A 25780-nucleotide genomic window follows, 5' to 3' on the forward strand; every position below is an offset into this window, starting at 1 on the left:
AGCAAAAAAGCCTGACAGGGTAAAAAGTGGGCGGCAGCAGGCCAGTTTCCTGCTGCTTTACTTAGAACATACGGCGGCTCATGCCAAGAATATCGAGGATTTTGGTCGAGATCTCTTCCACCGAATAGTTGGTGGTATTGAGGTAGCGGATTTGATTTTTGCGAAACAGGGCTTCCACTTCTGCCAATTCCATCCGGCACTGACGCAGTGAAGCATACCGGCTGTTTTCCCGCCGCTCTTCGCGGATGGCGGCCAACCGTTCCGGGTCAATCGTCAGGCCAAACAGCTTATGCTGCAAGGGTTTTAGCGCGGCGGGCAGTTGTAAATTGTCCATATCGTCGGCGATAAACGGGTAATTGGCCGCGCGAATACCGAACTGCATGGCCAGATACAGGCTGGTGGGGGTTTTGCCACAGCGCGAAACGCCAAGCAGGATCACCTGTGCCTGATCGAGATTACGCAGTGAAATACCATCATCATGCGCCAAAGTGTAATCAATGGCGGCGATACGGGCGTCATATTTGCCGAGATTGCTTTCAGTCAAACCGTGGGTGCGATTGGCGATGGGCGTGGGTTCTACCCCCAGTTCGCCCTGCAACGGCCCAACCAGTGCTTGTACGATATCCTGGCAGAAACCCTCACTCTGGGTGATCACCTGGCGTACTTCTGGAGAGATAATCGAATAGAACACCAGCGGGCGAACCCCAGTCTGATGATAAATATCATTAATTTGTTGGCACACGCCACGGGCCCGCGCTTCGGTTTCTACGAATGGCAGGGTATAGGTCGTCGCCTTGATGGGGAACTGCGACAGCACCGCATGCCCCAGCACTTCGGCGGTGATGGCCGTGCCGTCTGAAATATAAAAAACGCTTCTTTCCATCCACAACTCCTTGACTGAAAACAGTGATCCTGGGGTGAGAAATATCGTGATCTGTGAATGATTGAATATCATGATTAATGGCGATTAATAAAGCCATATTTTAACCAGCCAGTCTAAAAATAGGCCACTAACTCTCTTAATAAAACATGATTTTATTTTTTATAAAACGGTTTTTGTGAGTTAGTGGCGAATGTACTTAGTTGATTGATGTTATTTTCCACAAATCCATTTTTGAGTAGCATGAGTGTTTAATTTGAAAATAAAAATATCTAACTTATTGAATTATATTTGTTTAGTGCTAAAGGGAACGATCCCCATTTAAATTCGGTTATTTCAGTGTTTATCTTAAAATCCATTTTCTTTATTGGGTTGATCGATTCACCTTTCCAATTTCTATAGATCATTGTGCTAGTCTGGCTTGGTTCTGCTTACCAAATAAAATCCGCTTAGACCCTACTGATAGCAATAAGGATTGTCTCGATGTCCAACAATGGCCCAGACTTGCGTAATGTACTTTGGTATAACCAACTTGGCATGCACGACGTTGACCGTGTCGGCGGTAAAAATGCCTCCCTCGGTGAAATGATCACCAATCTTTCCGATTTGGGTGTTGCCGTACCAAACGGGTTTGCCACCACCGCACAGGCATTTAATGATTTTCTTGAGCAAAGCGGTGTTAACCAACGCATCTATCAGTTATTGGATCAAACCGACATTGACGACGTTGCTCAATTGGCCAAAGCCGGTGCGCAAATTCGCCAATGGGTGATCGATACGCCTTTCCACCCAGAATTCGAGCGCGAAATTACCCTGGCGTACCAGCAACTGGCAGACGGCGAAAGCGCAGCCTCGTTTGCCGTGCGCTCTTCCGCCACGGCCGAAGATATGCCAGATGCGTCGTTTGCTGGCCAGCAGGAAACTTTTCTCAACGTGCAAGGCATCGATGCCGTGATGGTGGCGATCAAGCACGTGTTTGCCTCATTGTTTAACGATCGTGCGATCTCCTACCGGGTGCATCAAGGGTACGATCATCGCGGCGTGGCGCTGTCTGCGGGCGTGCAGCGCATGGTGCGTTCCGATCTGGCGTCGTCTGGGGTGATGTTCACCATCGATACTGAATCCGGTTTTGATCAGGTGGTGTTTATTACTTCGGCGTTTGGCCTGGGTGAAATGGTGGTGCAGGGCGCAGTCAACCCAGACGAATTTTATGTGCACAAACCGACGTTGCTGAAAGGTAAACCAGCCATTGTGCGCCGCAACCTGGGCTCGAAGAAAATCCGCATGGTGTACGCACCTTCACAAGATCACGGCAAACAGGTTCGGATCGAAGATGTGCCAGAGGCGTTGTGCAACCGTTTCTCTTTGACTGATGATGAAGTGCAGGCCTTGGCGCATCAGGCTTTGTTGATCGAAAAACATTACGGCCGCCCGATGGATATCGAATGGGCAAAAGATGGCCACACCGGCAAATTGCTGATCGTACAAGCGCGCCCGGAAACCGTGCGCTCCAATGAAAAAGTGATGGAGCGTTACCAGTTGAACGGCAACAGCACCGTGCTGGTGGAAGGGCGGGCTATTGGTCAGCGCATCGGGGCTGGCCCAGTGAAAGTGATTTACGATATCAGTGAAATGGATCGTATTCAGCCTGGCGATGTGCTGGTGACTGACATGACCGACCCGGACTGGGAGCCGATCATGAAAAAAGCCGCCGCGATTGTCACCAACCGTGGCGGGCGAACCTGTCATGCGGCGATTATTGCCCGTGAATTGGGGATCCCGGCGGTGGTTGGCTGTGGTCATGCCACCGATCTGCTGAAAGATGGGCAGAAAGTCACCGTGTCCTGTGCCGAAGGCGATACCGGTTTTGTTTACAGCGACATGCTGGACTTCACCGTGCAGAGTTCAGCGGTCACCGAGCTGCCAGAACTCCCGCTGAAGATCATGATGAACGTGGGTAACCCGGATCGCGCCTTCGATTTTGCCCGGCTACCGAACGAAGGTGTGGGTCTGGCTCGCTTGGAATTCATTATTAACCGCATGATTGGCGTGCACCCGCGTGCGCTGTTGGAGTTCGACCAGCAAACGCCAGAACTGCAAGCCGAAATCCGTGCGCTGATGCAGGGTTATGATGATCCGGTCGAGTTCTATGTGGGCCGTTTGACCGAAGGGATCGCCACGTTGGGCGCAGCATTCTGGCCGAAGCGCGTGATCGTGCGTCTTTCTGACTTCAAATCCAACGAATACGCCAACCTGGTGGGCGGCGAGAAGTATGAACCGCACGAAGAAAACCCAATGCTGGGCTTCCGTGGCGCTGGTCGCTACGTTGCTGACAGCTTCCGTGACTGCTTTGCCATGGAGTGCGAGGCAATGAAACGGGTGCGCAATGATATGGGGCTGACCAACGTCGAGGTTATGGTGCCGTTTGTCCGCACCGTAGCGCAGGCGGAAGCGGTGGTGGCGGAGTTGGCGCGTCAGGGGCTCAAGCGTGGCGAGAATGGGCTGAAAGTGATCATGATGTGCGAGATCCCTTCCAACGCCTTGCTGGCCGATCGGTTCCTCGAGCATTTCGACGGCTTCTCTATCGGTTCCAACGATATGACGCAGCTAACTCTGGGGCTGGATCGCGACTCTGGCGTGGTTTCCGAACTGTTCGACGAACGCAACGAAGCGGTAAAAATGCTGCTGACCATGGCGATTCAAGCCGCCAAGCGCCACGGCAAGTACGTGGGGATTTGTGGCCAAGGGCCGTCGGATCATGCCGATTTTGCCGAGTGGTTGATGGATCAGGGGATCGACAGTTTGTCGCTTAACCCGGATACCGTGGTGCAAACCTGGATGAATCTGTCGAAGAAAAGGTAATTGATCTTTCCAGGGGCACCGAATAGGTGCCCCTCTACGCTATTTCGCTAGGCTAAGTATTAGGCATGAATTTTTGTATCACTTCCTCTAGAAAAATAAAAAATAACGTCCGTGATTTCTCATAGGGCTTTAGCTTACTGTTGCCACCGCTATTGGTAAGATAAAAAAGCGTGTTTTGCTGCAATTTGGGGAAGTAGCGGAACTCTTCAAATAAAAAGATTATCTCTTTGTAATTTAAATCGGATAATTCTTCATCAAAAGATTTGAATTGCCCGGTAGTCGATAGCACCAGGAGTTTAGTGTCCTTGCTGTCAGAGTTTCTGACGGTAGTCACTTCATTGGTCGCTAGCGAAAATACATCAGAAAAAATCCGCAGACGATAGGCAAAGTAATCAGCGCAAATGTAAGAAGGGCCTAGCCCATAGATAATCAGCTTATTGCAATCTTTTATCTTTAACCAAAAATCATGAGCAAGGTTATCGTCAAAGTTAGCGATATAGTCTGATATGCGCTGTAGCTCGCTTGATGGTTTTGCCGGGGGAGCATCATTATGTTCGCTGATAATAAATTTTTTATATTGTTTGAAAGATTCAAACCCCAGCTTTCTAACAAACTTGGAGATTTTTGACGTTGAAACATCAAACTGAGCACTCAGCTCAGTAATAGAAACCGTTGAATTATGCTGAATGCATTCCTTGGTGCTGTCTAATAGTTTCTTTTCCAATACATTCAAACTATTGTAATCAATCTTTATCATGATTTATTTCCGATGTTAAGCCTCGATCATCTCTGCTCAATGTTACGAGAAAATCAGCCCGATGAGTACCCCGATTGCTGAAGAGATAACCACCTCGGCAAAGCCACTCCTCATCGCCAGCCTATTAACTCATCTCTCAAAAAGTCTAAAATTCCATTTTTTCAATAAAAATAAGAATTAATAACCATAATAATGCAATATTTATTTGTATTTATTCCTATTTAACCTGAAAAACAGGTTAAATTTAACTTAATGGTGATAATTTTCCACAAATAGGATCTAAGGCATGGTTTTGTGGAAAATAATTGGTATAAATGTTATCCAGGGTCAGGGCTAATGAAAGTGAAATGTTAAAAACCATCAGGAAACGATCATGTTGGAAAAAATCACAGACTTCAGTTTGAACCTGTTCTCCCTAAAGGGAAGGACAGCGATCGTCACAGGAGGCAACAGCGGGCTGGGGCAGGCATACAGCCTGGCGTTTGCTAAAGCTGGCGCCAATGTTGCTGTTATCGCCATTGCGGACGACGAAGGGGAAACCCGGCATCTGGTAGAAGAGTGTGGGGTAGATTATCAGTTTATTCTTGCGGACATTACCCGTGAAGGAGAGCCACAGCGGGCCATAGATCAGGTAGCCGCGCGTTTTGGCCGAATCGATATATTGGTTAACAATGCCGGGATGTGCATTAACGAGCCGGATGTTCTCAAATTTACCCGCGTACAGTGGGATAAAATGATCGCTCTCAATTTGAGCGCCGCCTTTGAAATGTCGCACGAAGTGGCCAAGTACATGATCCCACAACGAAGCGGGAAAATTATCAATATCGCCTCTATGTTCTCTTATTTGGGCGGGCAGTGGTCACCGGCCTATTCAGCGAGTAAACACGGCATTGTTGGGCTGACGAAAGCCTATTGCGACGAATTGGCACAATTTAATATTCAGGTCACCGCGATCGCCCCTGGATATTATGCAACGCCATTAACTGAAAAAACACGTTCAGATCCTGACGCTAATCAACGGGTGCTTTCTCATATTGCGGCTAATCGCTGGGGAAATATTGCCGATCTGATGGGAACGGCGGTCTTTTTGGCCTCAGATGCATCCAATTATGTCAACGGCTCAGTGATAGCGGTCGACGGTGGATTTTTAGTGCGTTAATCAATAATGATAAGGGTAATTATGAACAAGCATGACACATTAGAACAATTGCGTAGCCTGCTGAAAGCGGATCAGATCGTGACCGATCATGCCAAGCTCTATGATGCAGCAGCCGACAGATATAAGAAATATGCCAAGGCCAAAGAACAGCTGAATGTTCCTATGCCTACGGCAATTGTGCTGCCAGAAAGTGCCAACCAAGTGGCTGAGATCCTTAAATTCTGTAATGAAAATGCCATTAACGTTATTCCAAGAAGTGGCAAGACGGCAACTGAGGGCGGCCTGGAAAACTGGAAAGAAAATACGCTGGTGATTGACTCGGCGCGCCTGAATAAAATCATCAAGATCGACAGTTATAATATGGAAGCCAAGGTGCAAGCCGGTGTTTGCCTGCAAACGCTGGAAGATGAAGTGCGCAAGCAGGGCCTGACCACCGGCCACTCACCCCAGTCCAAACCGGTGGCGCAGTATGGTGGGTTAGTGGCAACCCGCAGCATCGGCCAGTTCTCTACCCTATACGGCGGGATTGAGGACATGGTGCTTGGCCTGGAGTGTGTCTTCCCTGATGGGCATATTTCACGCATCAAGAGCGTCGCCCGCCGTGCGGGTGGCCCGGACATCCGCCATGTGGTGATTGGTAACGAAGGTACCCTGTGTTTTATCACTGAAGTTACGGTGAAACTGTTCAAGTTCTACCCGGAGAACAACCGGTTTATTGGCCACTTAATCAAGGATGTTGCTTCAGGTATCAAGATCCTGCGTGACGTTATGGCGGCAGGCTATCGCCCTTCGGTGGCGCGGGTTTATTCAGAAGAGGATGCGGCGCAGCATTTCTCGGCCTTCCACGAAGGTAAATGTGTCCTGATCTTTATGGTGGAAGGGCCTTCCGGCATTGTGAATGCCACCATTGATGGCATCAACGACATCATCAAAGAGCATGCGGCGGGGATCCTGAAACCGGTTAAAAGCCAACTGATCGAAGACTGGTTCAATCATCTCAACTGGTCACAGGCGCGCATCGAGCAAGAGGTGAGCGAGATGGTGAATCACAATCGGCATGATGGTTTCACCACCGAGATTTCAGCAAGTTGGGAAATGATCCCGAAAATCTACGATCGCGTGATCCAGCGTATTCGTAGTGAATTTGAACGCAGTGAAGATCTCACCATGCTGGGGGGGCACTCATCGCACAGTTATATTAACGGTACTAATATGTACTTTGTTTATAACTATCATATTCACTGCGAACCCAAGGATGAAATGCGTATTTATCACCATCCTATCCAGCGTATTATTGTGGAAGAAACGCTGAAACTGGGTGGTTCCATGTGTCACCATCACGGTATTGGAAAATATCGAAACGAATGGACCGAGCAGGAACATGGCAGCGCCTATTATATTCTGCAAGGGTTGAAGCAGGTCTATGATCCGAAAGGCATCATGAACTTTGGCTGTATTTATCCGCAGCCGGGTACTGAACATTTCTTCGAGTAATTTTCACGGATAAATCTTCCAAAGGGAACGGGAGAGGCTTATGTAATATCCTGCGTGCTTGGCGTTGCAGTCAATAATATTGCAACTCAGGATAGATAAATATCTCTCCCGCCTTATAGCTATCAAGAATAATGGAAGTGAATAATGCAAAAGCTATTTATGGGCATTGATAGTGGATCGCAAAGTACCAAGGTGGGTATTTTTGATCGGCAGGGTAATGAAATTTGTTATGGCAGTGATCTATTACAGGGTACGGAAACACCGGCAGCCGGGGTTGTTTACCATCCCGGTGAAGACCTCTGGGAGAGCCTGGTTCGGGCCATAGACGATTGCCTGGATAAATTTACCGGCGATCGGCATCAGATTCTGGGAATGGGGCTGTGTACTATCCGTTGTTGCCGGGTGTTACTGGATGAAAACGGTGAGTTGGTTGAGCCGGTCATCAGTTGGATGGACATGCGTATGTCGCAACCCTATGTCCACCAGAATGACGCGGTGAAATATGTCACCACCACCTCCGGTTACCTTGGGCTACGGCTGACCGGCGCGTTCAAAGACAGTTGTTCCAACCAGGAGGTCTATTGGCCAATGGATTGGCAAACTCTGCAATGGGCCGATGACGCCGAGATCCAGCGTCAGGGGTTAACGCGTAGCCAGCTGTTTGAGTTAATAAAACCCGGTGAGAGTTACGGGCCGCTCCGTGCAGAACTCTGCGAGCGTTTTGGTCTGAACGCCAACATTCAGGTGTTTGCCACTGGCAATGACAAGGCGGTCGAAGTGTTGGGGGCAGGTATCACTGTGACCGATGAAATCATGATCTCGTTAGGGACATTTATTTCGGCCATGCTTTATCGTCATGATTATTACTCTAATGCTGAGAGTTTTTTCCCGACGCTGGCGTGTGAACCTTTTAAATATGTCTATGAATCTACCGGGATCCGCCGTGGTATGTGGACGGTGAGTTGGTTTAAAAATTTAGCCGGTGAAGATATCAGTAAGATCGCTGAAATGGAAAATATCAGTGAAGAGGATGTGTTAAATCGTATAGCCGAATCCATCGCACCAGGTTCGGAAGGGCTGATCACTATTCTTGACTGGCTGAGCCCTCCAAGCCATCAATTCCGCAAAGGGATCATGCTTGGCTTTGATGAGCGGCATACTAAATATCATATTTATCGTTCTATTCTGGAAGCTATTGCCTACACGATAAAAAATAATATTGATGCGATGTTACAGGAAACGGCATCCACGATAAGCAGCATTCGTATTATTGGCGGCGGGGCAAAAAGCGATGTTTTAGTGCAGATTATCTGCGATCTGTTTGGTAAAGAGACCTATACCCTGAAGGCCAATAGTTCAGCCTGCCTGGGGGCTGCCATGTGTACCGCCGTTGGATTAGGCGTGGTGGGGGATTTCAACCAGGCGAAAAGAGATATGGTGCAAGTTAAGAAGAAGTACGCTCCTAATCAGAACAACCATATTTACTACGATGAGATTAATAAAAATGTCTATATGAAAGTACGCAATTATACCGATCCACTCCTGTCAGAGGCCTATGGTTTTCTTAATAAACCATCAATATAAAAATCTCTCTACGCCATTCCAAGGTGCCTTGGGTAATACGCATAGGTGTTAAGTAAATATCTGGCTTAGGGCATCTTGCTGCTTGGAATAAAGAGGGTAAACAATATCACACAGGTATGACTATTATGGAAAATACAGCAAAGACTGCGCAAGTTAAAAATAGTGCCAGATATATACAAATATTATTGCTGACTGTCGCCGGTGGGGCAATATATCCGATGTTATACTTGAGGCAGATTTATCAGGATACGATGATCCACGCCTTTAATATTTCCAATGTACAGCTCGGTGAGTTGTATTCAGTCATGGGTTTTTTATTCTTTATCTGCTACACGCCCAGCGGCTGGTTGGCAGATAGAGTGAAACCGATGAAGCTGATCACCCTGTCGCTACTGGGAACGGGGCTGTTAGGGCTTTGGTATAGCACCTTACCTTCCTACACCGCGCTGTTAATCATTTTTTCCGGCTGGGGAGTGACGACTGGTTTAACCTTCTGGGGCGCCGTTATGAAGCGCATCAAGCTGCTTGCGGCCAAAAATGAGGCCGGGCGCTTTTACGGTATTTATGATGGTGGCCGTGGCTTGGTGGAATCAATTCTGGCGAGTATTGCGTTATTTATCTTCTCGATGACGGTCGGCCCGAATGACGCGAACGTGGTTCAGGGGTTGGTCTACGTTATTCATCTGTACTCCTGGTTTTGTATTGCGTTAGCCGTCGTCTGTTTTGTCTGTATCTGGTTTGAAGGAAACTCACCGAACGAGACAGAAGAAAAGCAGACAAAAGTCACCCATAAAAACCTGATGAAGGATTTAGGTTTTATCCTGCGCCAACCCGAGGTATGGCTGATCGCGATTATTATCTCCTCCGGCTATCACTTATTCTGGTCTACCTACAGTTTTTCAGGCTATTTGCAGGCCGGTGGCTGGGGATTTACCGCGGTGATGGCGGGAACGATCACCACGATCAAGCTGTGGCTGCGGCCAGTAGGAGGCGTAGTCGGTGGTTTTCTGGGGGATAAATTAGGGAATATCAGAGTATTAACCTACGCATTAATGCTTAGCGCACTTGGACTTGTCGGGCTGATCTGTATTCCGGCGACCCGTTTGTCTGCGGGCGTGGTGATTGGCTTCTGTGTTTTCTTTATTCTGTTTGTCGGCCTGCTGACTTACGCAGTACGCGGCCTGTACTGGGCGATTATTGAGAACCTGAAGGTGCCTGAAAGTAAGCTCGGTCTGGCAATTGGCGTGATTTCTGCGGTTGGTTATTGCCCGGATATTTTTATCCCATTGATTAATGGTTATATCATGGATTATGCCCCCGATCAGAAAACCGGTTACCAGCTTTATTTTGGTTATACCGTCGTGATGGCCTGTTTTGGTATTGCTGCCTGCTTTGTGCTCAAGCACCGTGTCACAGCTCAACCACTTTCCACGGTCAAACCTGTTACGGCTGAATAATCCTGAGAAATACAGCGTACCCGCAGTGAAAGCCGTGGGTACGGACCTTTTCAAGTACCGTCCACCGGCGGGTAACAAAAAAAAAGCCCATCGTAGGAGACGGGCAAAGACTACACACAGCAATTCACATGCATGGGATGATATTGTTTGGATACTTGCCTGCAAATCAGCAAGATATAGCAATCAGAATAAGTACTTAGACAGGGCTCGTCACTAAGACTCGTCCTAATCAAGCCTGGCGGTATAAAGCGAAAAGGGGGGCAAGGGGATTAACGATCTGCCCTCGGTCGGGCAGATCGTTGATTGATTACAATTATTCTAAGTCCTTAACCACTTCCTCAATATCGGTATTGGGTTCTGGGGCTTCATTGACCCAGGCACTGACCAAACGATAAGAAACCGCCAACACCACCGGGCCGATAAACAGGCCGATCATCCCAAATGCCAGCAGACCGCCGATCACACCGGACAGGATCAGAATCAACGGCAGATCTGCGCCCATGCGAATCAGCGCCGGGCGCAGGAAGTTGTCCAGCGTACCCACCACACAGCTCCAGACCAGCAGCACGGTGCCCCAAGTGGTGTCGCCGGTCCAGTACAGCCAGATAATCGCCGGGATCAGAATCAGTAATGGCCCCAACTGCGCCACGCAGAACACGAACATTAATACCGTCAACAGCGTAGCAGCAGGAATGCCAGCCACCGCCAGACCAATTCCCCCCAGCACCGACTGCACCAGAGCCGTCACCACCACGCCCAACGCCACGGCGCGGATCGCTTGCCCTGCCAGCAGCACGGCGGCATCGCCACGCTCGGCAGCCAGGCGCACGGCAAAATGGCGGATCGCCAGCCCGACCTGTTCACCCCGGGCATACAGCAGGGCGCTGAACAGCACCATCAGCATACAGTGCACCAGAAAACGCCCAATATGCGCGGCCTGCGTGACGAACCAGGTGGCCGTCTGGCCGAAATAGGGCTGCACTTTGGCGATCAGCGCGGCTCCGCCTGTGCTCACCAGCAGGTGATAGCTGCTATAAACCCGGTCGCCAATCAGCGGGATGGCACGTAGCCATTCCAGATCCGGGATCTGGATCTTACCCGGCGAATTCACCCAGGAGACTATCGGTGCGCTATTGTCGACGACGCTGCTGACCAGCAACGAAATCGGCAGCACAAACAGCAGGATCAGCAGAATGGTCATGATCAGCACCGCCAGCGAGCGGCGGCCCCACAGCAAGCGTTGCAGTTTCATCAATACCGGCCAGGTTGCGATCACCACCATGCCAGCCCAGGCGAAGCCAAGAATAAACGGCTGAACCACCCAAAAACTGGCGACGATCATAATGGCAATAAACAACACGCCAAAAATAATCGTGGGTAAATCGTATCGGCGTTGCGATTGTGTCATGAATGCGTTTTCATCCTATTAGTGAAATCTTCTATCCGTTTTTATCATGGTGCATTTCGGGCAACTTTCACAGCCAAGCGCACGTTTTGCCGCCAGCGCTTCTGTTGCCGTCAGTTTGTGATAATGTGAGTGCCTGCACAAAACGCAGTATGTTAGCTTTTACTGGCGATATAAAGATAGGGGTGGGTCTGCATCTAGGCCCGGTTAAGTAGTTAAAAATTAGACAGACAGGGTCAAAAAAGCGAATGATCCCACAGATTTCTCAGGCACCCGGCCTCGTTCAATGTGTGCTCGATTTTTTGGAAGCGTTAAAACAAAACGGATTCAGCGGCGATACTGCCACCAGCTACGCCGATCGTCTGACGATGGCAACGGACAACAGTATTTATCAACTGTTGCCCGATGCGGTGGTGTTCCCCCGTTCCACCAGTGATGTGGCGTTACTCGCCCGCGTGGCGGCAGAAGAGCGCTTCAAAGCGCTGACCTTCACCCCGCGCGGCGGCGGCACCGGCACTAACGGCCAAGCGCTGAACGCTGGCATTGTGGTCGATATGTCGCGCTACATGAACCGTATTCTGGATATCAACGTTGAACAGGGTTGGGTGCGGGTTGAGGCCGGGGTGATTAAAGACCAGCTCAACCAGTATCTGCGGCCGTTCGGCTATTTCTTCTCTCCTGAGCTTTCCACCAGTAACCGTGCCACCCTCGGCGGTATGATCAATACCGATGCCTCCGGCCAGGGTTCACTGGTTTACGGCAAAACCTCGGATCACGTGCTCGGGCTGCGGGCGGTGCTGCTGGGGGGCGATATGATCGATACCCGCGCCATGCCGACGCCGTTGGCGGAAACGATTGCCCAGGAAAACACGCCGGAAGGGCGTGTTTACGACACGGTGCTTAACCGTTGCCGCGAACAGCGTGCGCTGATCCTGGATAAATTCCCCAAACTTAACCGCTTCCTCACCGGCTATGATTTACGCCATGTGCTGAGCGACGATCTGCAAACCTTCGATCTGACGCGCATTCTTACCGGCTCCGAAGGCACGCTGGCGTTTATCACCGAAGCGCGGCTGGATATTACGCCGCTGCCGAAAGTACGCCGCCTGGTGAACATCAAATACGATTCTTTTGATTCTGCGCTGCGCAATGCGCCGGTGATGGTGGAAGCCAAGGCGCTGTCGGTGGAAACCATCGACTCCAAGGTGCTCAATCTGGCGCGCGAGGATATCGTCTGGCATTCGGTCAGCGAGTTGATCACTAACGTGCCGGATAAAGAGATGCTCGGGCTGAATATCGTCGAGTTTGCCGGTGACGATAAAGCGTTGATCGATGGCCAGATGGAGGCGTTGTGTGAGCGCCTGGACGATCTGATTGCCAAGCAACAGTCTGGAGTGATTGGTTATCAGATTTGTGGCGATCTTACCGGCATTGAGCGTATCTACAATATGCGCAAAAAGGCGGTGGGGCTGCTGGGCAATGCCAAAGGGCAGGCCAAGCCGATCCCGTTTGCCGAAGATACCTGTGTGCCGCCACAGCATCTGGCCGATTACATTACCGAATTCCGCCAGTTGCTGGATAGTTACAACCTGAGTTACGGCATGTTTGGCCACGTCGATGCAGGGGTGTTGCATGTGCGCCCGGCACTGGATATGTGCGATCCGCAGCAAGAAGTGCTGATGAAGCAAATCTCTGATCGGGTGGTGGCACTCACCGCCAAATACGGCGGGTTGCTGTGGGGCGAGCACGGTAAAGGTTTCCGCGCGGAATACAGCCCGGCATTCTTCGGTGAAATTCTGTATGAAGAGTTGCGCCGCATCAAGACGGCGTTTGATCCGCTTAATCGCCTCAATCCTGGCAAAATCTGCCCGCCGATGGGCGTGGATGAGCCGATGATGAAAGTGGACGCGGTGAAACGCGGCACGCTGGATCGCCGTATTCCGCTGGATATCCGCACTTCGTTCCGTGGCGCAATGGAATGTAACGGTAACGGCCTGTGCTTCAACTTTGACGTGCGTAGCCCGATGTGCCCGTCGATGAAGATCACCGGTAACCGTATTCATTCGCCAAAAGGCCGTGCGGCGCTGGTGCGTGAATGGTTGCGGCTGCTGGCCGAGCAGGGGGTTGATCCGGTGGCGCTGGAGCAGCAACTGCCGCAGCAGCGTTTGAGCTTCCGCACAGTGATCGAGAAAACCCGCAATAGCTGGCGTGCAGGCAAAGGGGAGTATGATTTTTCGCACGAAGTGAAAGAGGCGATGTCCGGCTGCTTGGCCTGTAAAGCCTGTTCGACCCAGTGCCCGATCAAGATCGACGTACCGGGCTTCCGTTCCCGCTTCCTACAGCTTTATCACACCCGTTATCTGCGCCCGCTGCGCGATTATATGGTCGCCGGGGTGGAGAGCTATACGCCGCTGATGGCCAAAGCGCCGAAGGTGTTCAACTTCTTCTTTAAACAGCCCTGGATGCGCGAACTGAGCCGTAGCACCATCGGCATGGTGGATTTACCGCTGCTCTCCAGCCCGACCTTGCGCCAGCAGCTTTCCGGCCACAGCGCCTTTACCATGACGCTGGAACAGCTTGAAGCACTGAGCGAGGCACAACGCGAGCAGCATGTGCTGATCGTGCAGGATCCGTTTACCAGCTATTACGATGCGCAGGTGGTGGCTGATTTTGTGCGGCTGGTGGAGAAGCTGGGCTACCAACCGGTATTGTTGCCATTCTCCCCTAACGGTAAAGCACAACACATTAAAGGGTTCCTGACGCGGTTTGCCAAAACGGCACGCAAAACTGCCGATTTCCTCAACCGGGTGGCGAAGCTCGGTATGCCGATGGTAGGGGTCGATCCGGCGTTGGTGCTGTGCTACCGCGATGAGTATCAGGAAATCCTCGGTGATAACCGGGGCAATTTCCAGGTGCAGTTGGTACACGAATGGCTGCAACAGTTGCTGGCGGCTCGCCCGGAACAACCAGCAACCGGGGAAGCCTGGTATCTGTTTGGCCACTGTACCGAAACCACTGCGCTGCCAGCCAGTACCCAGCAGTGGGCCGCGATCTTTAGCCGTTTTGGCGCAAAATTGGAGAACGTCAGCGTCGGCTGTTGCGGCATGGCGGGAACCTACGGCCATGAAGCCAAGAATCTACAGAACTCCTTGGGGATTTATGAGCTTTCTTGGCACCAGGCGCTGCAACGTTTGCCGCGGCAACGTTGCTTGGCGACCGGTTATTCCTGCCGCAGCCAGGTGAAACGCATTGAAGGTAATGGCGTGCGGCATCCGTTACAGGCTCTTCTGGAGATAATGGTGTGAAACTGTGGAAACGTGAAGCAACGCTGGAACAGCTCAATCGCACCGGCGAAGGGTGCATGGTGGGCCATGTGGGGATCCAGTTTACCCGCATCGAAGATGATTATCTGGAAGCGGTGATGCCGGTTGACAATCGCACCACCCAGCCGTTCGGCCTGTTGCACGGCGGCGCTTCGGTGGTGCTGGCGGAATCGATGGGTTCCATGGCCGGTTACCTGTGTACCGAAGGGGAACAAAAGGTGGTTGGGCTGGAAATCAACGCTAACCACATTCGGGCGGTGTTTGAAGGGCAGGTGCGTGGCGTTTGCCGCGCATTGCACGTCGGCCGGCGTAATCAGGTCTGGCAGATCGAAATTTTCGATGGTCGCGATCGCCTGTGCTGCACTTCTCGCCTCACTACGGCGGTCATTGAGTAATTCTCTTGCCCGCAGATAGCCGATCTGCGGGCAATTCACTAAATTCTTTCCTCGCTCTCCCTCCAATCAGTTCATTTGGCCGCCAGCGGTTCAAAAAACTCAGTAACAGCTAAACTTAATACAACGAAGCGCATTTTTGCGACAGACAGGATGCTTAAATAGGTATTTTATATCTATGTTTAATTGGACAGGATGAAACACCAGAGCGAGGCGGGTCTTATGCAAACGGAAGATGTTGGTACGTTCTCTTTGGCAGACAGTGTCTGGCAGGGTATTTCGCTCAGCGACAACGCAGTGACGCAAATTATTAAATTGATGCAGCAGGAGCCGCAGGTCTTGGGGCTGCGGCTTGGGGTGAAGCAATCAGGCTGCGCCGGTTTTGCCTATGTGTTGGATCTGACGCGTGAACCTGCCGCAGACGATCTACGTTTCGAACGCGACGGCGCGGTGCTGTATGTGCCACTGAAAGCGATGCCGTTTATTGATGGAACCACGGTGGATTTTGTCCGTGACGGGTTGAATCAGATCTTCAAATTCAATAACCCTAGAGCTCAGAACGCCTGCGGGTGCGGTGAGAGCTTTGGCGTTTGAGCGATGCAATCAACATGACACGAAGCAAGGTAGAAGTGACTGATGATGTACAGGCTTGGGTCAGCGAGGGCCGTTACAAGGAAGGTTTCTTCACCCAGTTGGCCACCGATGAATTAGCCAGGGGCATCAATGAACAGGTGGTACGCGCGATTTCCGCCAAGCGTAATGAGCCCGAGTGGATGCTGGCGTTCCGCCTGGAGGCTTACCGCGCCTGGCTGCAAATGGAGGAGCCGCATTGGCTGAAGGCCCACTACGACGCATTGAATTATCAGGATTACAGCTATTATTCCGCCCCCTCTTGCGGCCATTGTGACGACGCCTGCGGCTCTCAGCCGGGGGCCGAGCAGCAACCCGGCGCGGTGACGGAAAACAATTACCTGACCAGTGAAGTGGAACTGGCGTTCAACCAACTGGGCGTGCCGGTGCGCGAAGGCAGCGAGGTAGCAGTAGACGCCATCTTCGATTCGGTTTCTGTGGCTACCACCTACCGTACAAAACTGGCAGAAAGCGGAGTGATTTTCTGCTCGTTCAGTGAGGCAATTCAAGAATATCCGGATCTGGTACGCAAGTATCTGGGCCGCGTGGTGCCGCATAACGACAACTTCTTTGCCGCGCTCAACGCCGCGGTGGCCTCTGACGGCACCTTTGTCTATGTGCCGAAAGGCGTTCGTTGCCCGATGGAACTGTCTACCTATTTTCGCATCAACGCGGCCAAAACCGGCCAGTTCGAGCGCACCATTCTGATCGCCGATGAGGGCAGCTACGTCAGCTACATTGAGGGTTGTTCAGCGCCGGTGCGTGACAGCTATCAACTACATGCGGCGGTGGTAGAAGTGATCCTGCATAAAGATGCCGAAGTGAAGTATTCGACGGTGCAAAACTGGTTTGCCGGGGGCGAAAGCCAGGGTGGGATTCTGAACTTTGTCACCAAGCGGGCGCTGTGTGAAGGTGCCGGTTCCAAAATGTCGTGGACGCAGTCGGAAACCGGTTCGGCGATCACCTGGAAATACCCCAGCGTGATCCTGCAAGGGGATAACTCGAGCGGCGAATTTTTCTCTGTGGCGCTAACCAACGGCCATCAGCAGGCCGATACCGGCACCAAAATGATCCATATCGGTAAAAACACCAAATCCACCATTATTGCCAAAGGGATCTCCGCCGGGCATAGCCAGAACACCTACCGTGGCCTGGTGAAGATCCTGCCGGGGGCGGAAAACGCACGTAACTTTACCCAGTGCGATTCGATGCTGATCGGCCCGGACAGCGGCGCGCATACCTTCCCGTATGTGGAGGTGCGCAACAACAGCGCCCAGTTGGAGCATGAAGCCACCACCTCGAAGATCGGTGACGACCAGTTATTTTACTGCCTACAGCGTGGTATCAGCGAAGATGATGCTATCTCGATGATCGTTAATGGTTTTTGTAAGGATGTATTCTCCGAACTGCCGCTGGAGTTTGCCGTTGAGGCACAGAAACTGCTGGCGATCAGCCTGGAGCACAGCGTGGGTTAAGCACGCCAATGAGGACACAGCATGTTAAGCATCAAGAATTTGCACGTTAGCGCAGAAGGTAATGAGATCCTCAAGGGCCTGAATCTGGAGATTAAACCGGGTGAGGTGCACGCCATCATGGGCCCGAACGGTTCCGGCAAAAGTACCTTGGCCGCCACGCTGGCCGGGCGTGAAGAGTATCAGGTGACCACCGGTGAAATCAGCTTTAAAGGAAGGGATCTGCTGGCGTTGGCGCCGGAAAATCGCGCCGGTGAAGGGGTTTTTCTGGCGTTTCAGTATCCGGTTGAGATCCCTGGCGTCAGCAACCATTTCTTCCTGCAAACCTCGGTTAACGCGGTGCGTAAATATCGCGGGCAACAGGCGCTCGATCGCTTCGATTTCGCCGATTTTATTGAGGAGAAGATCGCGTTGCTGAGTATGCCCGCCGATCTGCTGACCCGTTCGGTAAACGTCGGTTTTTCTGGTGGCGAAAAAAAACGTAACGATATCCTGCAAATGGCGGCATTGGAGCCGGATTTGTGCATTCTCGATGAAACCGATTCCGGGCTGGATATTGATGCGTTGAAGATTGTGGCGAACGGCGTTAACTCGCTGCGTGACGGCAAACGTGCCTTTATTATCGTCACCCACTACCAGCGCATTCTAGACTATATCCAACCAGATCATGTGCATGTTCTTTCCCAAGGGCGCATCGTCAAATCCGGCGATTTTTCTTTGGTGAAACAGTTGGAGGAGCAGGGCTATGGCTGGCTTTCCGACCAACAATAATTCGCCGGTGCTACAACAGATGTCCAACTTGTTCGCAGCCCGTGGCGGCGAGTCTTCACCTCATGCTCTGGCGCATTGGCAGCAGGCTTTGCGCCTTGGTTGGCCAACCCGCAAGCAGGAAAACTGGAAATATACCCCGCTGGACGCTCTGCTGGAGCAACAGTTTGTGGAACCCCTGGGGAAAACGTTCAGTGCTGCCCAGCGCGATGCTCTGGCGCTGAAGATCGATGCCTATCGTCTGGTGTTTATCGACGGGCGTTTCTGCCCGCAGTTAAGCGACAAGGACTTGGGTGACTATCAGCTAGAGAACGCCCCACCAACGCTGCCGGAGCCGATTCAGCCGGAGATTTTTCTGCACTTGACCGAAAGTTTGGCGCAGGAAACCCGCGTGATCCATCTGCCAGCCGGTAAAGCGCCCGGAAAACCGCTCTATCTACTGCATATCAGCAGTGGACGTGACGATGACGGGGAAGTGAATACCGTGCATCATCGGCACCATTTGGACATTGGTTGTGGTGCAGAAGCGGACGTGATTGAGCACTATGTCAGCCTTGGCTCAGCGGTGCATTTTACCGGCGCACGCCTGACCGTGGCGATTGGTGATAATGCTGCATTGCGCCACTGCAAACTGGCGTTTGAAAACCAGGCCAGTTACCACTTTGCGCACAACGATCTGGTGGTTGGCCGTGACGCACGGGTAAAAAGCGACAGTTTCTTGCTTGGCGCGCGGCTGACTCGCCATAACACCAGCGCGCAGTTGAACGGAGAAGGGGCCAATCTGGTGATCAACAGCCTGGTGCTGCCGGTGGGCAAAGAGGTGTGCGATACCCGAACCTATCTGGAGCATAACCGAGGCTATGGCGAAAGCCGCCAGTTACACAAAACGGTGGTCAGCGATCGCGCCAAGGCGGTGTTCAACGGCATGATCAAAGTCGCACAGCACGCGATTAAAACGGATGGCCAGATGACCAACCATAACCTGCTGTTGGGGAAAGTGGCGGAGGTGGACACCAAACCGCAGTTGGAAATTTACGCTGATGACGTCAAGTGCAGCCATGGTGCCACCGTAGGGCGCATCGATGCCGAGCAACTGTTCTACCTGCAATCACGCGGGATTGATAAACCGGCGGCACAGCGGATGATCATTTTTGCTTTTGCCGCCGAACTGACGGAAGGGATCGCCAATCCCACCATTCGCGCACAGGTGTTGGCTCGCATTGCTGAACGTTTGCCGAAGGAGGCTGCATGAGTTATCCCCTGGAACGGGTGCGTAGCGATTTCCCCTTGCTGGCACGCGAAGTGAACGGGCAACCGCTGGCCTATCTGGACAGCGCCGCCAGCGCGCAGAAACCGCAGAGGGTGATTAACCGCGAACTGGATTTTTATCGCCACGGCTACGCCGCCGTGCACCGTGGAATACATACGTTGAGCGCAGAAGCGACGCAGCAGATGGAAGCGGTGCGTGCGCAGGTAGCCGCGTTTATTAATGCGGCGTCGGCAGAAGAGATTGTGTTTGTGAAAGGCACCACCGAAGGCATTAATCTGGTGGCTAACAGCTTTGGCCGCCATTTATTGGCAGCGGGCGACAGTATCATCATCACCGAGATGGAGCATCACGCCAATATAGTGCCTTGGCAGATGTTAGCGCAGGAGCGGGGGATCGAGCTGCGCATCTGGCCATTACAGCCGGATGGAACCTTGGATCTGGCACAGTTGCTGGGCTTGATCGACTCATCTACCCGCTTGCTGGCAATCACTCAGGTTTCCAATGTGTTGGGTACGGTTAATCCGCTGAGTGACATCATTCCTGTGGCCAAAGCTGCTGGGCTGAAGGTGCTGGTGGATGGCGCGCAGGCGGTAATGCATCAACGGGTTGATGTGCAGGCGCTGGATTGTGACTTCTACGTGTTCTCCGGCCATAAGCTCTATGGGCCTTCTGGCATCGGTATTCTGTACGGCAAACAGTCGTTGCTGGAAAAGATGCCGCCATGGGAAGGGGGTGGCGCGATGATCCAGCAGGTCAGCCTGACGGCAGGCACCACCTTTGCCGCACCGCCGTGGCGTTTTGAAGCGGGTTCGCCAAACAGCGCTGGCATTATGGGATTGGGTGCTGCGATCGACTACGTGGAAGAACTGGGGCTGGACGCGATCCACGATTACGAGCAGTCGTTGATGCACTATGCGCTGGAGGCGCTGAAACAGGTGCCGACGCTGAGGATTTATGGCCCGGCAGAGCGTTCAGGTGTGATTGCCTTCAACCTGGGTGAGCATCATGCTTATGACGTTGGTAGCTTTCTGGATCAGTACGGTATTGCGATTCGCACCGGGCATCATTGTGCGATGCCGCTGATGGCCTTCTATGCCGTGCCGAGTATGTGCCGTGCCTCACTGGCGTTGTACAATACGCGGGAAGAAGTGGATCGGTTAGTGGCTGGGTTACAGCGGATCCAGCGGTTACTTGGATAATACCTTTCATCACAGAAGGGAGACTCATGGCAAACTTGCCGGACAAAGACAAACTGGTGCGTAACTTTTCCCGCTGCCTGAATTGGGAAGAGAAGTACCTGTACGTGATCGAACTGGGTAGCCAATTGCCGCCGTTGGCAGAAGCCGATCGGCAAACGGGGAATCTGATCGCTGGCTGCCAGAGCCAGGTATGGATGGTGCTGCGCAAGCAGGCCGGAGGGGCGATTGCGTTCCACGGCGATAGCGATGCCGCTATCGTGAAAGGCTTGCTGGCGGTGGTGTTTATTCTCTATCACCAACTCACGCCACAACACATTATCGAGCTGGATGTGCGGCCATTCTTCGCTGAACTGGCGCTCAGCCAGCATTTGACACCTTCCCGCTCTCAGGGGCTTGAGGCGATGATCCGCGCTATTCGCAGTAAAGCCGCGCAGTTGGTCTGAGTCTTCAGTAAATTCAGGCTTATTGACACTGAATGAATGTCAATAAGCCTTTACAATCCTCGTAAATCCTTCGCCTGCTCCGGCTAAATCAGTGGTATTTCAGCATGTTAGTCATTGACGTTCCGTTGACAATCTGATGCATTGATTATGTTATAACATGTTGATTTTTAGACAACTTATTGCCTTTGGCCCGGTTGTTGTTAGTATTGTTCGAGTATTTATCTGATTTACCCACCGGCAAGCGCCAGATAGTCTTGTGATTGAACTGTATACCCAAAGCCTTTGGTGCTGCGGCATCAAGCCTGAAGGGTGTGATTAAGAATAGGGATGAGAATGAAACGTACGTTGACTCTAATAGGCATGCTGTTTGCCACCGCGCTGGCGGGCATCCAAACCGCCAGTGCGAATGAATATCCATTGCCGCCACCGGGTAGCCGCCTGATTGGTGAAAACATTATCTACAATGTGCCGAACGATGGGCGCTCGCTCGAGGCCATTGCTGCTGATTACAAGATTGGCCTGTTGGGGATGCTGGAAGCTAACCCAGGTACCGACCCTTATCTGCCAACGCCGGGTTCTGCATTGACGATCCCGACGCAGATGTTGCTGCCTGATACGCCGCGCGAAGGGATTGTGGTTAATCTGGCAGAATTGCGTCTGTATTATTATCCGAAAGGCGAAGATAAGGTTATCGTCTATCCTATCGGCATTGGTCAGACCGGGATGAATACGCCGCTGCAAGTGACTTCAATCAGCCAGAAGATCCCGAATCCAACCTGGACGCCAACCGCCAACATCCGCAAACGCTACGCGGCGCAGGGCGAAACGTTACCGGCGGTGATCCCGGCCGGGCCAGAGAACCCGATGGGGCTGTTTGCCCTGCGTCTGTCGATGGGGCATGGCCAATATCTGATCCATGGCACTAACGCCAACTTTGGCATCGGCATGCGCGTCAGTTCCGGCTGCATCCGCTTGCGCCCAACGGATATCGAAGCGTTGTTCAATATGATCCCTCAAGGTACGCGGGTGCAGATCGTCAATGAGCCGGTGAAGGTTTCCGCTGAGCCTGACGGTAAACGCTATGTGGAAGTACACCAGCCGTTGTCGAAAGTGGCCAGTGACAATCCGCAGACCATGCCAATTCCACTTTCTAAAAACCAGAAAGCCTTTGTGAGCGATGAGCAGACCGACAAGGCCATGTTCGACAGCGCGGTTGTACGGCGTTCTGGCATGCCGGTGCTGGTGAGTGTAGGTCAGGACCCTTCTGAGGTTTCTTTAGCGCCAGCGGCGCCTGAGAGCGAAAATACCGCGGCTCCAGCAGGTGCTCCTATCAGCTCAGTCAATTGAGTCGGTTTTAGAGAAGAGTGAGGTCCAGCATGCTGGGCCTCTTTTTTTGCCCATAAAAAGGCATCAAGAGAGTGGGTGAGATGAGAAAGAGGGGTTTTGAGTGGGTAAAAAAAACGGCGCACAATGTGCACCGTTTTTAATTACCGAAGCTAACTTACTTTTTGTAAGCGTGAGCTTGGTTGTCCAGACGCTGGTTAGCGCGCGCTGCGTCGTCTTTAGCTGCTTGAACGTCAGAACGGATTGCGTTCACGTCGTTGCTCAGCTGATCAACTTTAGCGTTCAGAGTCTGAACGTCAGAAGACAGTTGATCGATTTTAGCATTGCTAGAGCAACCAGCCAGCATAGTAGAAGCCAGGATTACCGCGCCCAGTACCAGTTTAGTACGATTCATTATAACACCCTCTAGATTGAGTTAATCTCCATGTAGCGTTACAAGTATTACACAAACTTTTTTCGAAAGAGAATAATTTTTTTGTATTAGGGCCCTTTATTTTGATCGTTCGCTCAAACTTACATCTTGTTTTACAAAATAGTTAAAAAAACGAAGGAAAACAGCCCCATTCCACGGGACTCATCTTAATTGAAATTAGCTAAATAATGAGCAGTTAGTGGTTGCGTTTTTTAGAAAACAGTTGGTGAAGGATAAAAAAACGCCGCAAAGCGGCGTTTTAGTCAGAGCATTTATTGTCACGTTTATTAATTACAGTACGTGAACCGATGCCGTATTGGTGGTGCCACTCGGTACTAGGGCACCGGAAACCATCACCACAACGTCGCCTTTTTGTGCCAAGCCACTGGCCAGCGCGGCTTCTTTGCCGATGCGGTAGAAATCATCGGTAGAGGCGATTTCTTTCACCATCTGGGTCACGATGCCCTTGCTCAGGATCAACTGGCGTGCAGTGATTTCATTGGTGGTCAGCGCCAGAATGACGGCGTTAGGGAAGTATTTGCGCACTGATTTGGCTGATTTACCACCGCTGGTGGCCACTACGATCAATGGCGCATCCAGCTTTTCGGCCGTTTCGACGGCACCACGGCAGACGGCTTCGGTGATGCGCAGCTTGCGGTTGTCGTTCAGGGTGTCAATACGGCTTGGCATCACGCGATCGGTACGTTCGCAGATGGTCGCCATAATGGTCACGGCTTCCAGCGGATATTTGCCCTTGGCGCTTTCGCCGGACAGCATCACGGCATCTGTACCATCCAGAATGGCGTTGGCTACGTCACCGGCTTCCGCACGGGTAGGGCGCGGGTTTTTGATCATCGAATCCAGCATCTGGGTGGCGGTGATCACCACTTTGCGCGCACGATTACATTTTTCGATCATCATCTTCTGCGCGAAGATCACTTCCTCAACCGGGATCTCGACACCCAAGTCACCACGAGCAACCATGATGCCGTCAGAAGCCTCGAGGATTTCGTCGAAGTTATTCAGGCCTTCCTGGTTTTCAATTTTAGAGATGATCTGGATGTTCTCGCCGCCGTGTGCTTTCAGGTGTTCACGGATTTCCAGCACGTCGGAGCGTTTACGGATGAACGAAGCGGCAACGAAGTCTACGCCTTGCTCGCAACCAAAGATCAGGTCGAGTTTGTCTTTTTCTGCCAGTGCTGGCAGTTGGATAGAAACGCCTGGCAGGTTAACGCCTTTGTTTTCGCCCAGATCGCCGTTGTTCAGCACTTTACAGACCACTTCTTTATCAGTAACGGCGGTGACTTCCATCCCGATCAGGCCATCATCCACCAGCACGGTATTACCCACTTTCAGATCGGCAGTAAAACCCGGGTAGGTGACTGCGACGCGTTCTTTATTGCCGATGACGCTTTGATCGGTGGTAAAGGTGAAAGTCTGGCCAGCCACCAGAGCGGCGTCAGTGCCGCCTGCCAATTTCATGGTGCGGATTTCCGGGCCTTTGGTATCCAGCAGGATACCGGCGGTTTTACCGGTTTTCGCCAATACGGCGCGCAGGTTCTTGATGCGGTTGCCATGTTCTTCGTAATCGCCGTGAGAGAAGTTAAGGCGCATTACGTTCATACCTGCGCTCAGCAGGCTGGTCAGCATTTCTTCCGATTCGGTTTTTGGGCCGATGGTACAAACAATTTTGGTCTTTTTCATGACGATTTTTTCTACAAGTTGTGATGGATGATAAAACGAACGATACCGACGGCCAGGCCATCGGTAAGGGATTTGAAGCGTGCCTGGTAGTGCAAAACATAGTTAAGAATAGGTGACCACAGTAGAAATGATGTGGAAAAATTCAGCCGCTGCTGAGGCGCGGGTATGCTGCGCATAATGATGGGATGAGAAATTGTCGTTATTGCGTTTTCGCAGATCAAGGGCTGAAACCATTCAACTGAAAGACGTTGCGCATTATAAGGGCACTGTGGAGGGAAACAAAACAAAAAACCGATGCATAGAGTAGGTTTAGTCAAAACAGGGGCAAATGTGGCGCAAATGCAAATCAGCAGTAGCGGTTTGTTGCGCAAATAACCTGACTGTAAACAATTTGGACGAACGCCAGAAGGGAAACTGATGGGTAAATCACGGTGTTATCTGTGGTCCGCGTCATTTAAGCCTGCTGTGGAATTTCCAGCAGGCTACCCGCAACAAGGCAAAAGCAGCCAAATAAGGTTGCAGCAGGGATCAGCAGCGTTTCCCCAGCAAAAACAGTATGAATGTCATTACCAACGGTAAATTCAAATTCGCCAGAAAGGATTTGGATCTGCTGTGGGTACGGCCGCTTTTGCAATTGGCCAAACGCACCGGCAGTAAATTTCACTTCCGTTGCTGGCGTTTGATCACTCATTCGCCCTGTACGGCGGGCGAGGCCATTGTCGAGACACTCGAATGGCGTCTCAGCTTTAAATATCAACATAAGAAAAACGACCTTTAACACGCTATTGCGCTGATGATACCCGATGAAGTATCGCTGTAATACGGTTGCTGATAATGAAATTTGGCTAGAGAAGGGAGGGAACCTGAAAAGAATTGGTGCGTCCGAATGGACTCGAACCATCGACCCCCACCATGTCAAGGTGGTGCTCTAACCAACTGAGCTACGGACGCACTGAGTTGCTACAGGAATTTGGTGCGTCCGAATGGACTCGAACCATCGACCCCCACCATGTCAAGGTGGTGCTCTAACCAACTGAGCTACGGACGCATCTTTTCCTGTCTGTCATGGCTGACAGCGGGGACGAATATTAACGAGCTACCTGCTTGCTGGCAAGGGGAAAAGCACAATTTTATTCGGTATTTCACGCGATTGCTGAGCTTATGCGCAGCGCGGCGGTTTTTTCTGCAAAGATTGATGGGGAACTCGCCGGTCTGCTCATCACAG

Annotated in this window: 20 protein-coding genes, 2 tRNA genes and 1 other RNA gene; 14 read left to right on the top strand and 9 right to left on the bottom strand. The window is 51.7% G+C overall.

From position 1 onward, the window contains the following. Positions 1-61: 61 nt before the first annotated feature. Entirely contained in the window at positions 62-883 is an 822-nt protein-coding gene (gene ppsR, locus ACX9GT_RS12270; protein ID WP_473191312.1) for a posphoenolpyruvate synthetase regulatory kinase/phosphorylase PpsR, read from the bottom strand. A 480-nt stretch (positions 884-1363) separates the two neighbouring features. Here ppsR and ppsA point away from each other — a divergent pair, with 480 nt between their 5' ends. Further along, on the top strand, positions 1364-3742 hold the full coding sequence (ppsA, locus tag ACX9GT_RS12275; protein WP_473191313.1) for a phosphoenolpyruvate synthase: 2379 nt from the start codon (positions 1364-1366) through the stop codon (positions 3740-3742). A gap of 52 nt (positions 3743-3794) precedes the next feature. Here ppsA and ACX9GT_RS12280 read toward each other — a convergent pair whose 3' ends face one another. Next, a complete protein-coding gene (locus ACX9GT_RS12280) occupies positions 3795-4499 on the bottom strand; it encodes a MurR/RpiR family transcriptional regulator (RefSeq protein WP_473191314.1) in 705 nt (234 codons plus the stop codon). A 370-nt stretch (positions 4500-4869) separates the two neighbouring features. Between ACX9GT_RS12280 and ACX9GT_RS12285 the strand changes: the two genes are divergently transcribed. From ACX9GT_RS12285 to ACX9GT_RS12300, 4 genes are all read left to right on the top strand, one after another. Then, complete coding sequence (locus tag ACX9GT_RS12285; RefSeq protein WP_473191573.1) at positions 4870-5658, top strand: SDR family oxidoreductase; 789 nt, start codon at positions 4870-4872, stop codon at positions 5656-5658. A gap of 21 nt (positions 5659-5679) precedes the next feature. After that, on the top strand, positions 5680-7152 hold the full coding sequence (locus ACX9GT_RS12290) for an FAD-binding oxidoreductase (RefSeq protein ID WP_473191315.1): 1473 nt from the start codon (positions 5680-5682) through the stop codon (positions 7150-7152). A 144-nt stretch (positions 7153-7296) separates the two neighbouring features. Then, positions 7297-8736 (top strand): FGGY-family carbohydrate kinase, encoded by a 1440-nt coding sequence (locus tag ACX9GT_RS12295; RefSeq protein WP_473191316.1) that lies wholly within the window; start codon positions 7297-7299, stop codon positions 8734-8736. Between the two features lie 251 nt (positions 8737-8987). Further along, positions 8988-10193: an MFS transporter gene (locus ACX9GT_RS12300; RefSeq protein WP_473191317.1), complete on the top strand. Its 1206-nt coding sequence runs from the start codon at positions 8988-8990 to the stop codon at positions 10191-10193. Positions 10194-10268: 75 nt separating this feature from the next. Here ACX9GT_RS12300 and rprA read toward each other — a convergent pair. Continuing rightward, positions 10269-10379: antisense sRNA RprA (rprA, locus tag ACX9GT_RS12305), an RNA gene on the bottom strand. 127 nt (positions 10380-10506) lie between these two features. After that, positions 10507-11601, bottom strand: coding sequence for an AI-2E family transporter YdiK (ydiK, locus tag ACX9GT_RS12310; RefSeq protein WP_473191318.1), 1095 nt, complete (start codon positions 11599-11601; stop codon positions 10507-10509). A gap of 245 nt (positions 11602-11846) precedes the next feature. Between ydiK and ydiJ the strand changes: the two genes are divergently transcribed. From ydiJ to ACX9GT_RS12355, 9 genes are all read left to right on the top strand, one after another. Beyond that, the gene (ydiJ, locus tag ACX9GT_RS12315; protein ID WP_473191319.1) at positions 11847-14903 is read left to right on the top strand and encodes a D-2-hydroxyglutarate dehydrogenase YdiJ; all 3057 of its coding nucleotides are present in this window, start codon (positions 11847-11849) and stop codon (positions 14901-14903) included. Then, positions 14900-15316: a 1,4-dihydroxy-2-naphthoyl-CoA hydrolase gene (gene menI, locus ACX9GT_RS12320; RefSeq protein WP_473191320.1), complete on the top strand. Its 417-nt coding sequence runs from the start codon at positions 14900-14902 to the stop codon at positions 15314-15316. Before ydiJ ends, menI begins: the two co-directional genes overlap by 4 nt. A 219-nt stretch (positions 15317-15535) precedes the next feature. Beyond that, positions 15536-15907 (top strand): Fe-S cluster assembly scaffold SufA, encoded by a 372-nt coding sequence (gene sufA, locus ACX9GT_RS12325; protein WP_473191321.1) that lies wholly within the window; start codon positions 15536-15538, stop codon positions 15905-15907. Between the two features lie 14 nt (positions 15908-15921). Next, a complete protein-coding gene (gene sufB / locus ACX9GT_RS12330; RefSeq protein ID WP_473191322.1) occupies positions 15922-17418 on the top strand; it encodes a Fe-S cluster assembly protein SufB in 1497 nt (498 codons plus the stop codon). 21 nt (positions 17419-17439) lie between these two features. Then, positions 17440-18186, top strand: coding sequence for a Fe-S cluster assembly ATPase SufC (gene sufC / locus ACX9GT_RS12335; protein WP_473191323.1), 747 nt, complete (start codon positions 17440-17442; stop codon positions 18184-18186). Further along, positions 18161-19435, top strand: a complete 1275-nt coding sequence (gene sufD / locus ACX9GT_RS12340; RefSeq protein ID WP_473191324.1) for a Fe-S cluster assembly protein SufD — start codon at positions 18161-18163, stop codon at positions 19433-19435. Before sufC ends, sufD begins: the two co-directional genes overlap by 26 nt. Further along, complete coding sequence (gene sufS, locus ACX9GT_RS12345; protein ID WP_473191325.1) at positions 19432-20652, top strand: cysteine desulfurase SufS; 1221 nt, start codon at positions 19432-19434, stop codon at positions 20650-20652. Before sufD ends, sufS begins: the two co-directional genes overlap by 4 nt. Before the next feature lie 26 nt (positions 20653-20678). Next, on the top strand, positions 20679-21095 hold the full coding sequence (gene sufE / locus ACX9GT_RS12350; protein ID WP_473191326.1) for a cysteine desulfuration protein SufE: 417 nt from the start codon (positions 20679-20681) through the stop codon (positions 21093-21095). 333 nt (positions 21096-21428) lie between these two features. Beyond that, positions 21429-22442 (top strand): L,D-transpeptidase family protein, encoded by a 1014-nt coding sequence (locus ACX9GT_RS12355; RefSeq protein ID WP_473191327.1) that lies wholly within the window; start codon positions 21429-21431, stop codon positions 22440-22442. A gap of 154 nt (positions 22443-22596) precedes the next feature. On the opposite strand, the gene ACX9GT_RS12360 is transcribed toward ACX9GT_RS12355, so the two are convergent. From ACX9GT_RS12360 to ACX9GT_RS12380, 5 genes are all read right to left on the bottom strand, one after another. Continuing rightward, entirely contained in the window at positions 22597-22833 is a 237-nt protein-coding gene (locus tag ACX9GT_RS12360) for a major outer membrane lipoprotein (RefSeq protein ID WP_005165631.1), read from the bottom strand. 309 nt (positions 22834-23142) lie between these two features. Beyond that, positions 23143-24555: a pyruvate kinase PykF gene (pykF, locus tag ACX9GT_RS12365; protein WP_473191328.1), complete on the bottom strand. Its 1413-nt coding sequence runs from the start codon at positions 24553-24555 to the stop codon at positions 23143-23145. A 454-nt stretch (positions 24556-25009) separates the two neighbouring features. Further along, complete coding sequence (locus ACX9GT_RS12370) at positions 25010-25315, bottom strand: cupin domain-containing protein (RefSeq protein WP_473191574.1); 306 nt, start codon at positions 25313-25315, stop codon at positions 25010-25012. Positions 25316-25429: 114 nt separating this feature from the next. Next, positions 25430-25506, bottom strand: a tRNA-Val gene (locus tag ACX9GT_RS12375). A gap of 20 nt (positions 25507-25526) precedes the next feature. After that, positions 25527-25603: transfer RNA gene (locus ACX9GT_RS12380), tRNA-Val, on the bottom strand. Positions 25604-25780 lie beyond the last annotated feature (177 nt).

It is taken from the genome of Serratia sp. YWN4 (assembly GCF_055790845.1).

Excerpts from the sequence above, each read along its gene's own strand:
- ppsR (WP_473191312.1), bottom strand. The coding sequence starts at position 883 with ATGGAAAGAAGCGTTTTTTATATTTCAGACGGCACGGCCATCACCGCC.
- ppsA (WP_473191313.1), top strand. The coding sequence starts at position 1,364 with ATGTCCAACAATGGCCCAGACTTGCGTAATGTACTTTGGTATAACCAA.
- ACX9GT_RS12280 (WP_473191314.1), bottom strand. The coding sequence starts at position 4,499 with ATGATAAAGATTGATTACAATAGTTTGAATGTATTGGAAAAGAAACTA.
- ACX9GT_RS12290 (WP_473191315.1), top strand. The coding sequence starts at position 5,680 with ATGAACAAGCATGACACATTAGAACAATTGCGTAGCCTGCTGAAAGCG.
- ACX9GT_RS12295 (WP_473191316.1), top strand. The coding sequence starts at position 7,297 with ATGCAAAAGCTATTTATGGGCATTGATAGTGGATCGCAAAGTACCAAG.
- ACX9GT_RS12300 (WP_473191317.1), top strand. The coding sequence starts at position 8,988 with ATGATCCACGCCTTTAATATTTCCAATGTACAGCTCGGTGAGTTGTAT.
- ydiK (WP_473191318.1), bottom strand. The coding sequence starts at position 11,601 with ATGACACAATCGCAACGCCGATACGATTTACCCACGATTATTTTTGGC.
- ydiJ (WP_473191319.1), top strand. The coding sequence starts at position 11,847 with ATGATCCCACAGATTTCTCAGGCACCCGGCCTCGTTCAATGTGTGCTC.
- sufA (WP_473191321.1), top strand. The coding sequence starts at position 15,536 with ATGCAAACGGAAGATGTTGGTACGTTCTCTTTGGCAGACAGTGTCTGG.
- sufB (WP_473191322.1), top strand. The coding sequence starts at position 15,922 with ATGACACGAAGCAAGGTAGAAGTGACTGATGATGTACAGGCTTGGGTC.
- sufC (WP_473191323.1), top strand. The coding sequence starts at position 17,440 with ATGTTAAGCATCAAGAATTTGCACGTTAGCGCAGAAGGTAATGAGATC.
- sufD (WP_473191324.1), top strand. The coding sequence starts at position 18,161 with ATGGCTGGCTTTCCGACCAACAATAATTCGCCGGTGCTACAACAGATG.
- sufS (WP_473191325.1), top strand. The coding sequence starts at position 19,432 with ATGAGTTATCCCCTGGAACGGGTGCGTAGCGATTTCCCCTTGCTGGCA.
- sufE (WP_473191326.1), top strand. The coding sequence starts at position 20,679 with ATGGCAAACTTGCCGGACAAAGACAAACTGGTGCGTAACTTTTCCCGC.
- ACX9GT_RS12355 (WP_473191327.1), top strand. The coding sequence starts at position 21,429 with ATGAAACGTACGTTGACTCTAATAGGCATGCTGTTTGCCACCGCGCTG.
- ACX9GT_RS12360 (WP_005165631.1), bottom strand. The coding sequence starts at position 22,833 with ATGAATCGTACTAAACTGGTACTGGGCGCGGTAATCCTGGCTTCTACT.
- pykF (WP_473191328.1), bottom strand. The coding sequence starts at position 24,555 with ATGAAAAAGACCAAAATTGTTTGTACCATCGGCCCAAAAACCGAATCG.
- ACX9GT_RS12370 (WP_473191574.1), bottom strand. The coding sequence starts at position 25,315 with ATGTTGATATTTAAAGCTGAGACGCCATTCGAGTGTCTCGACAATGGC.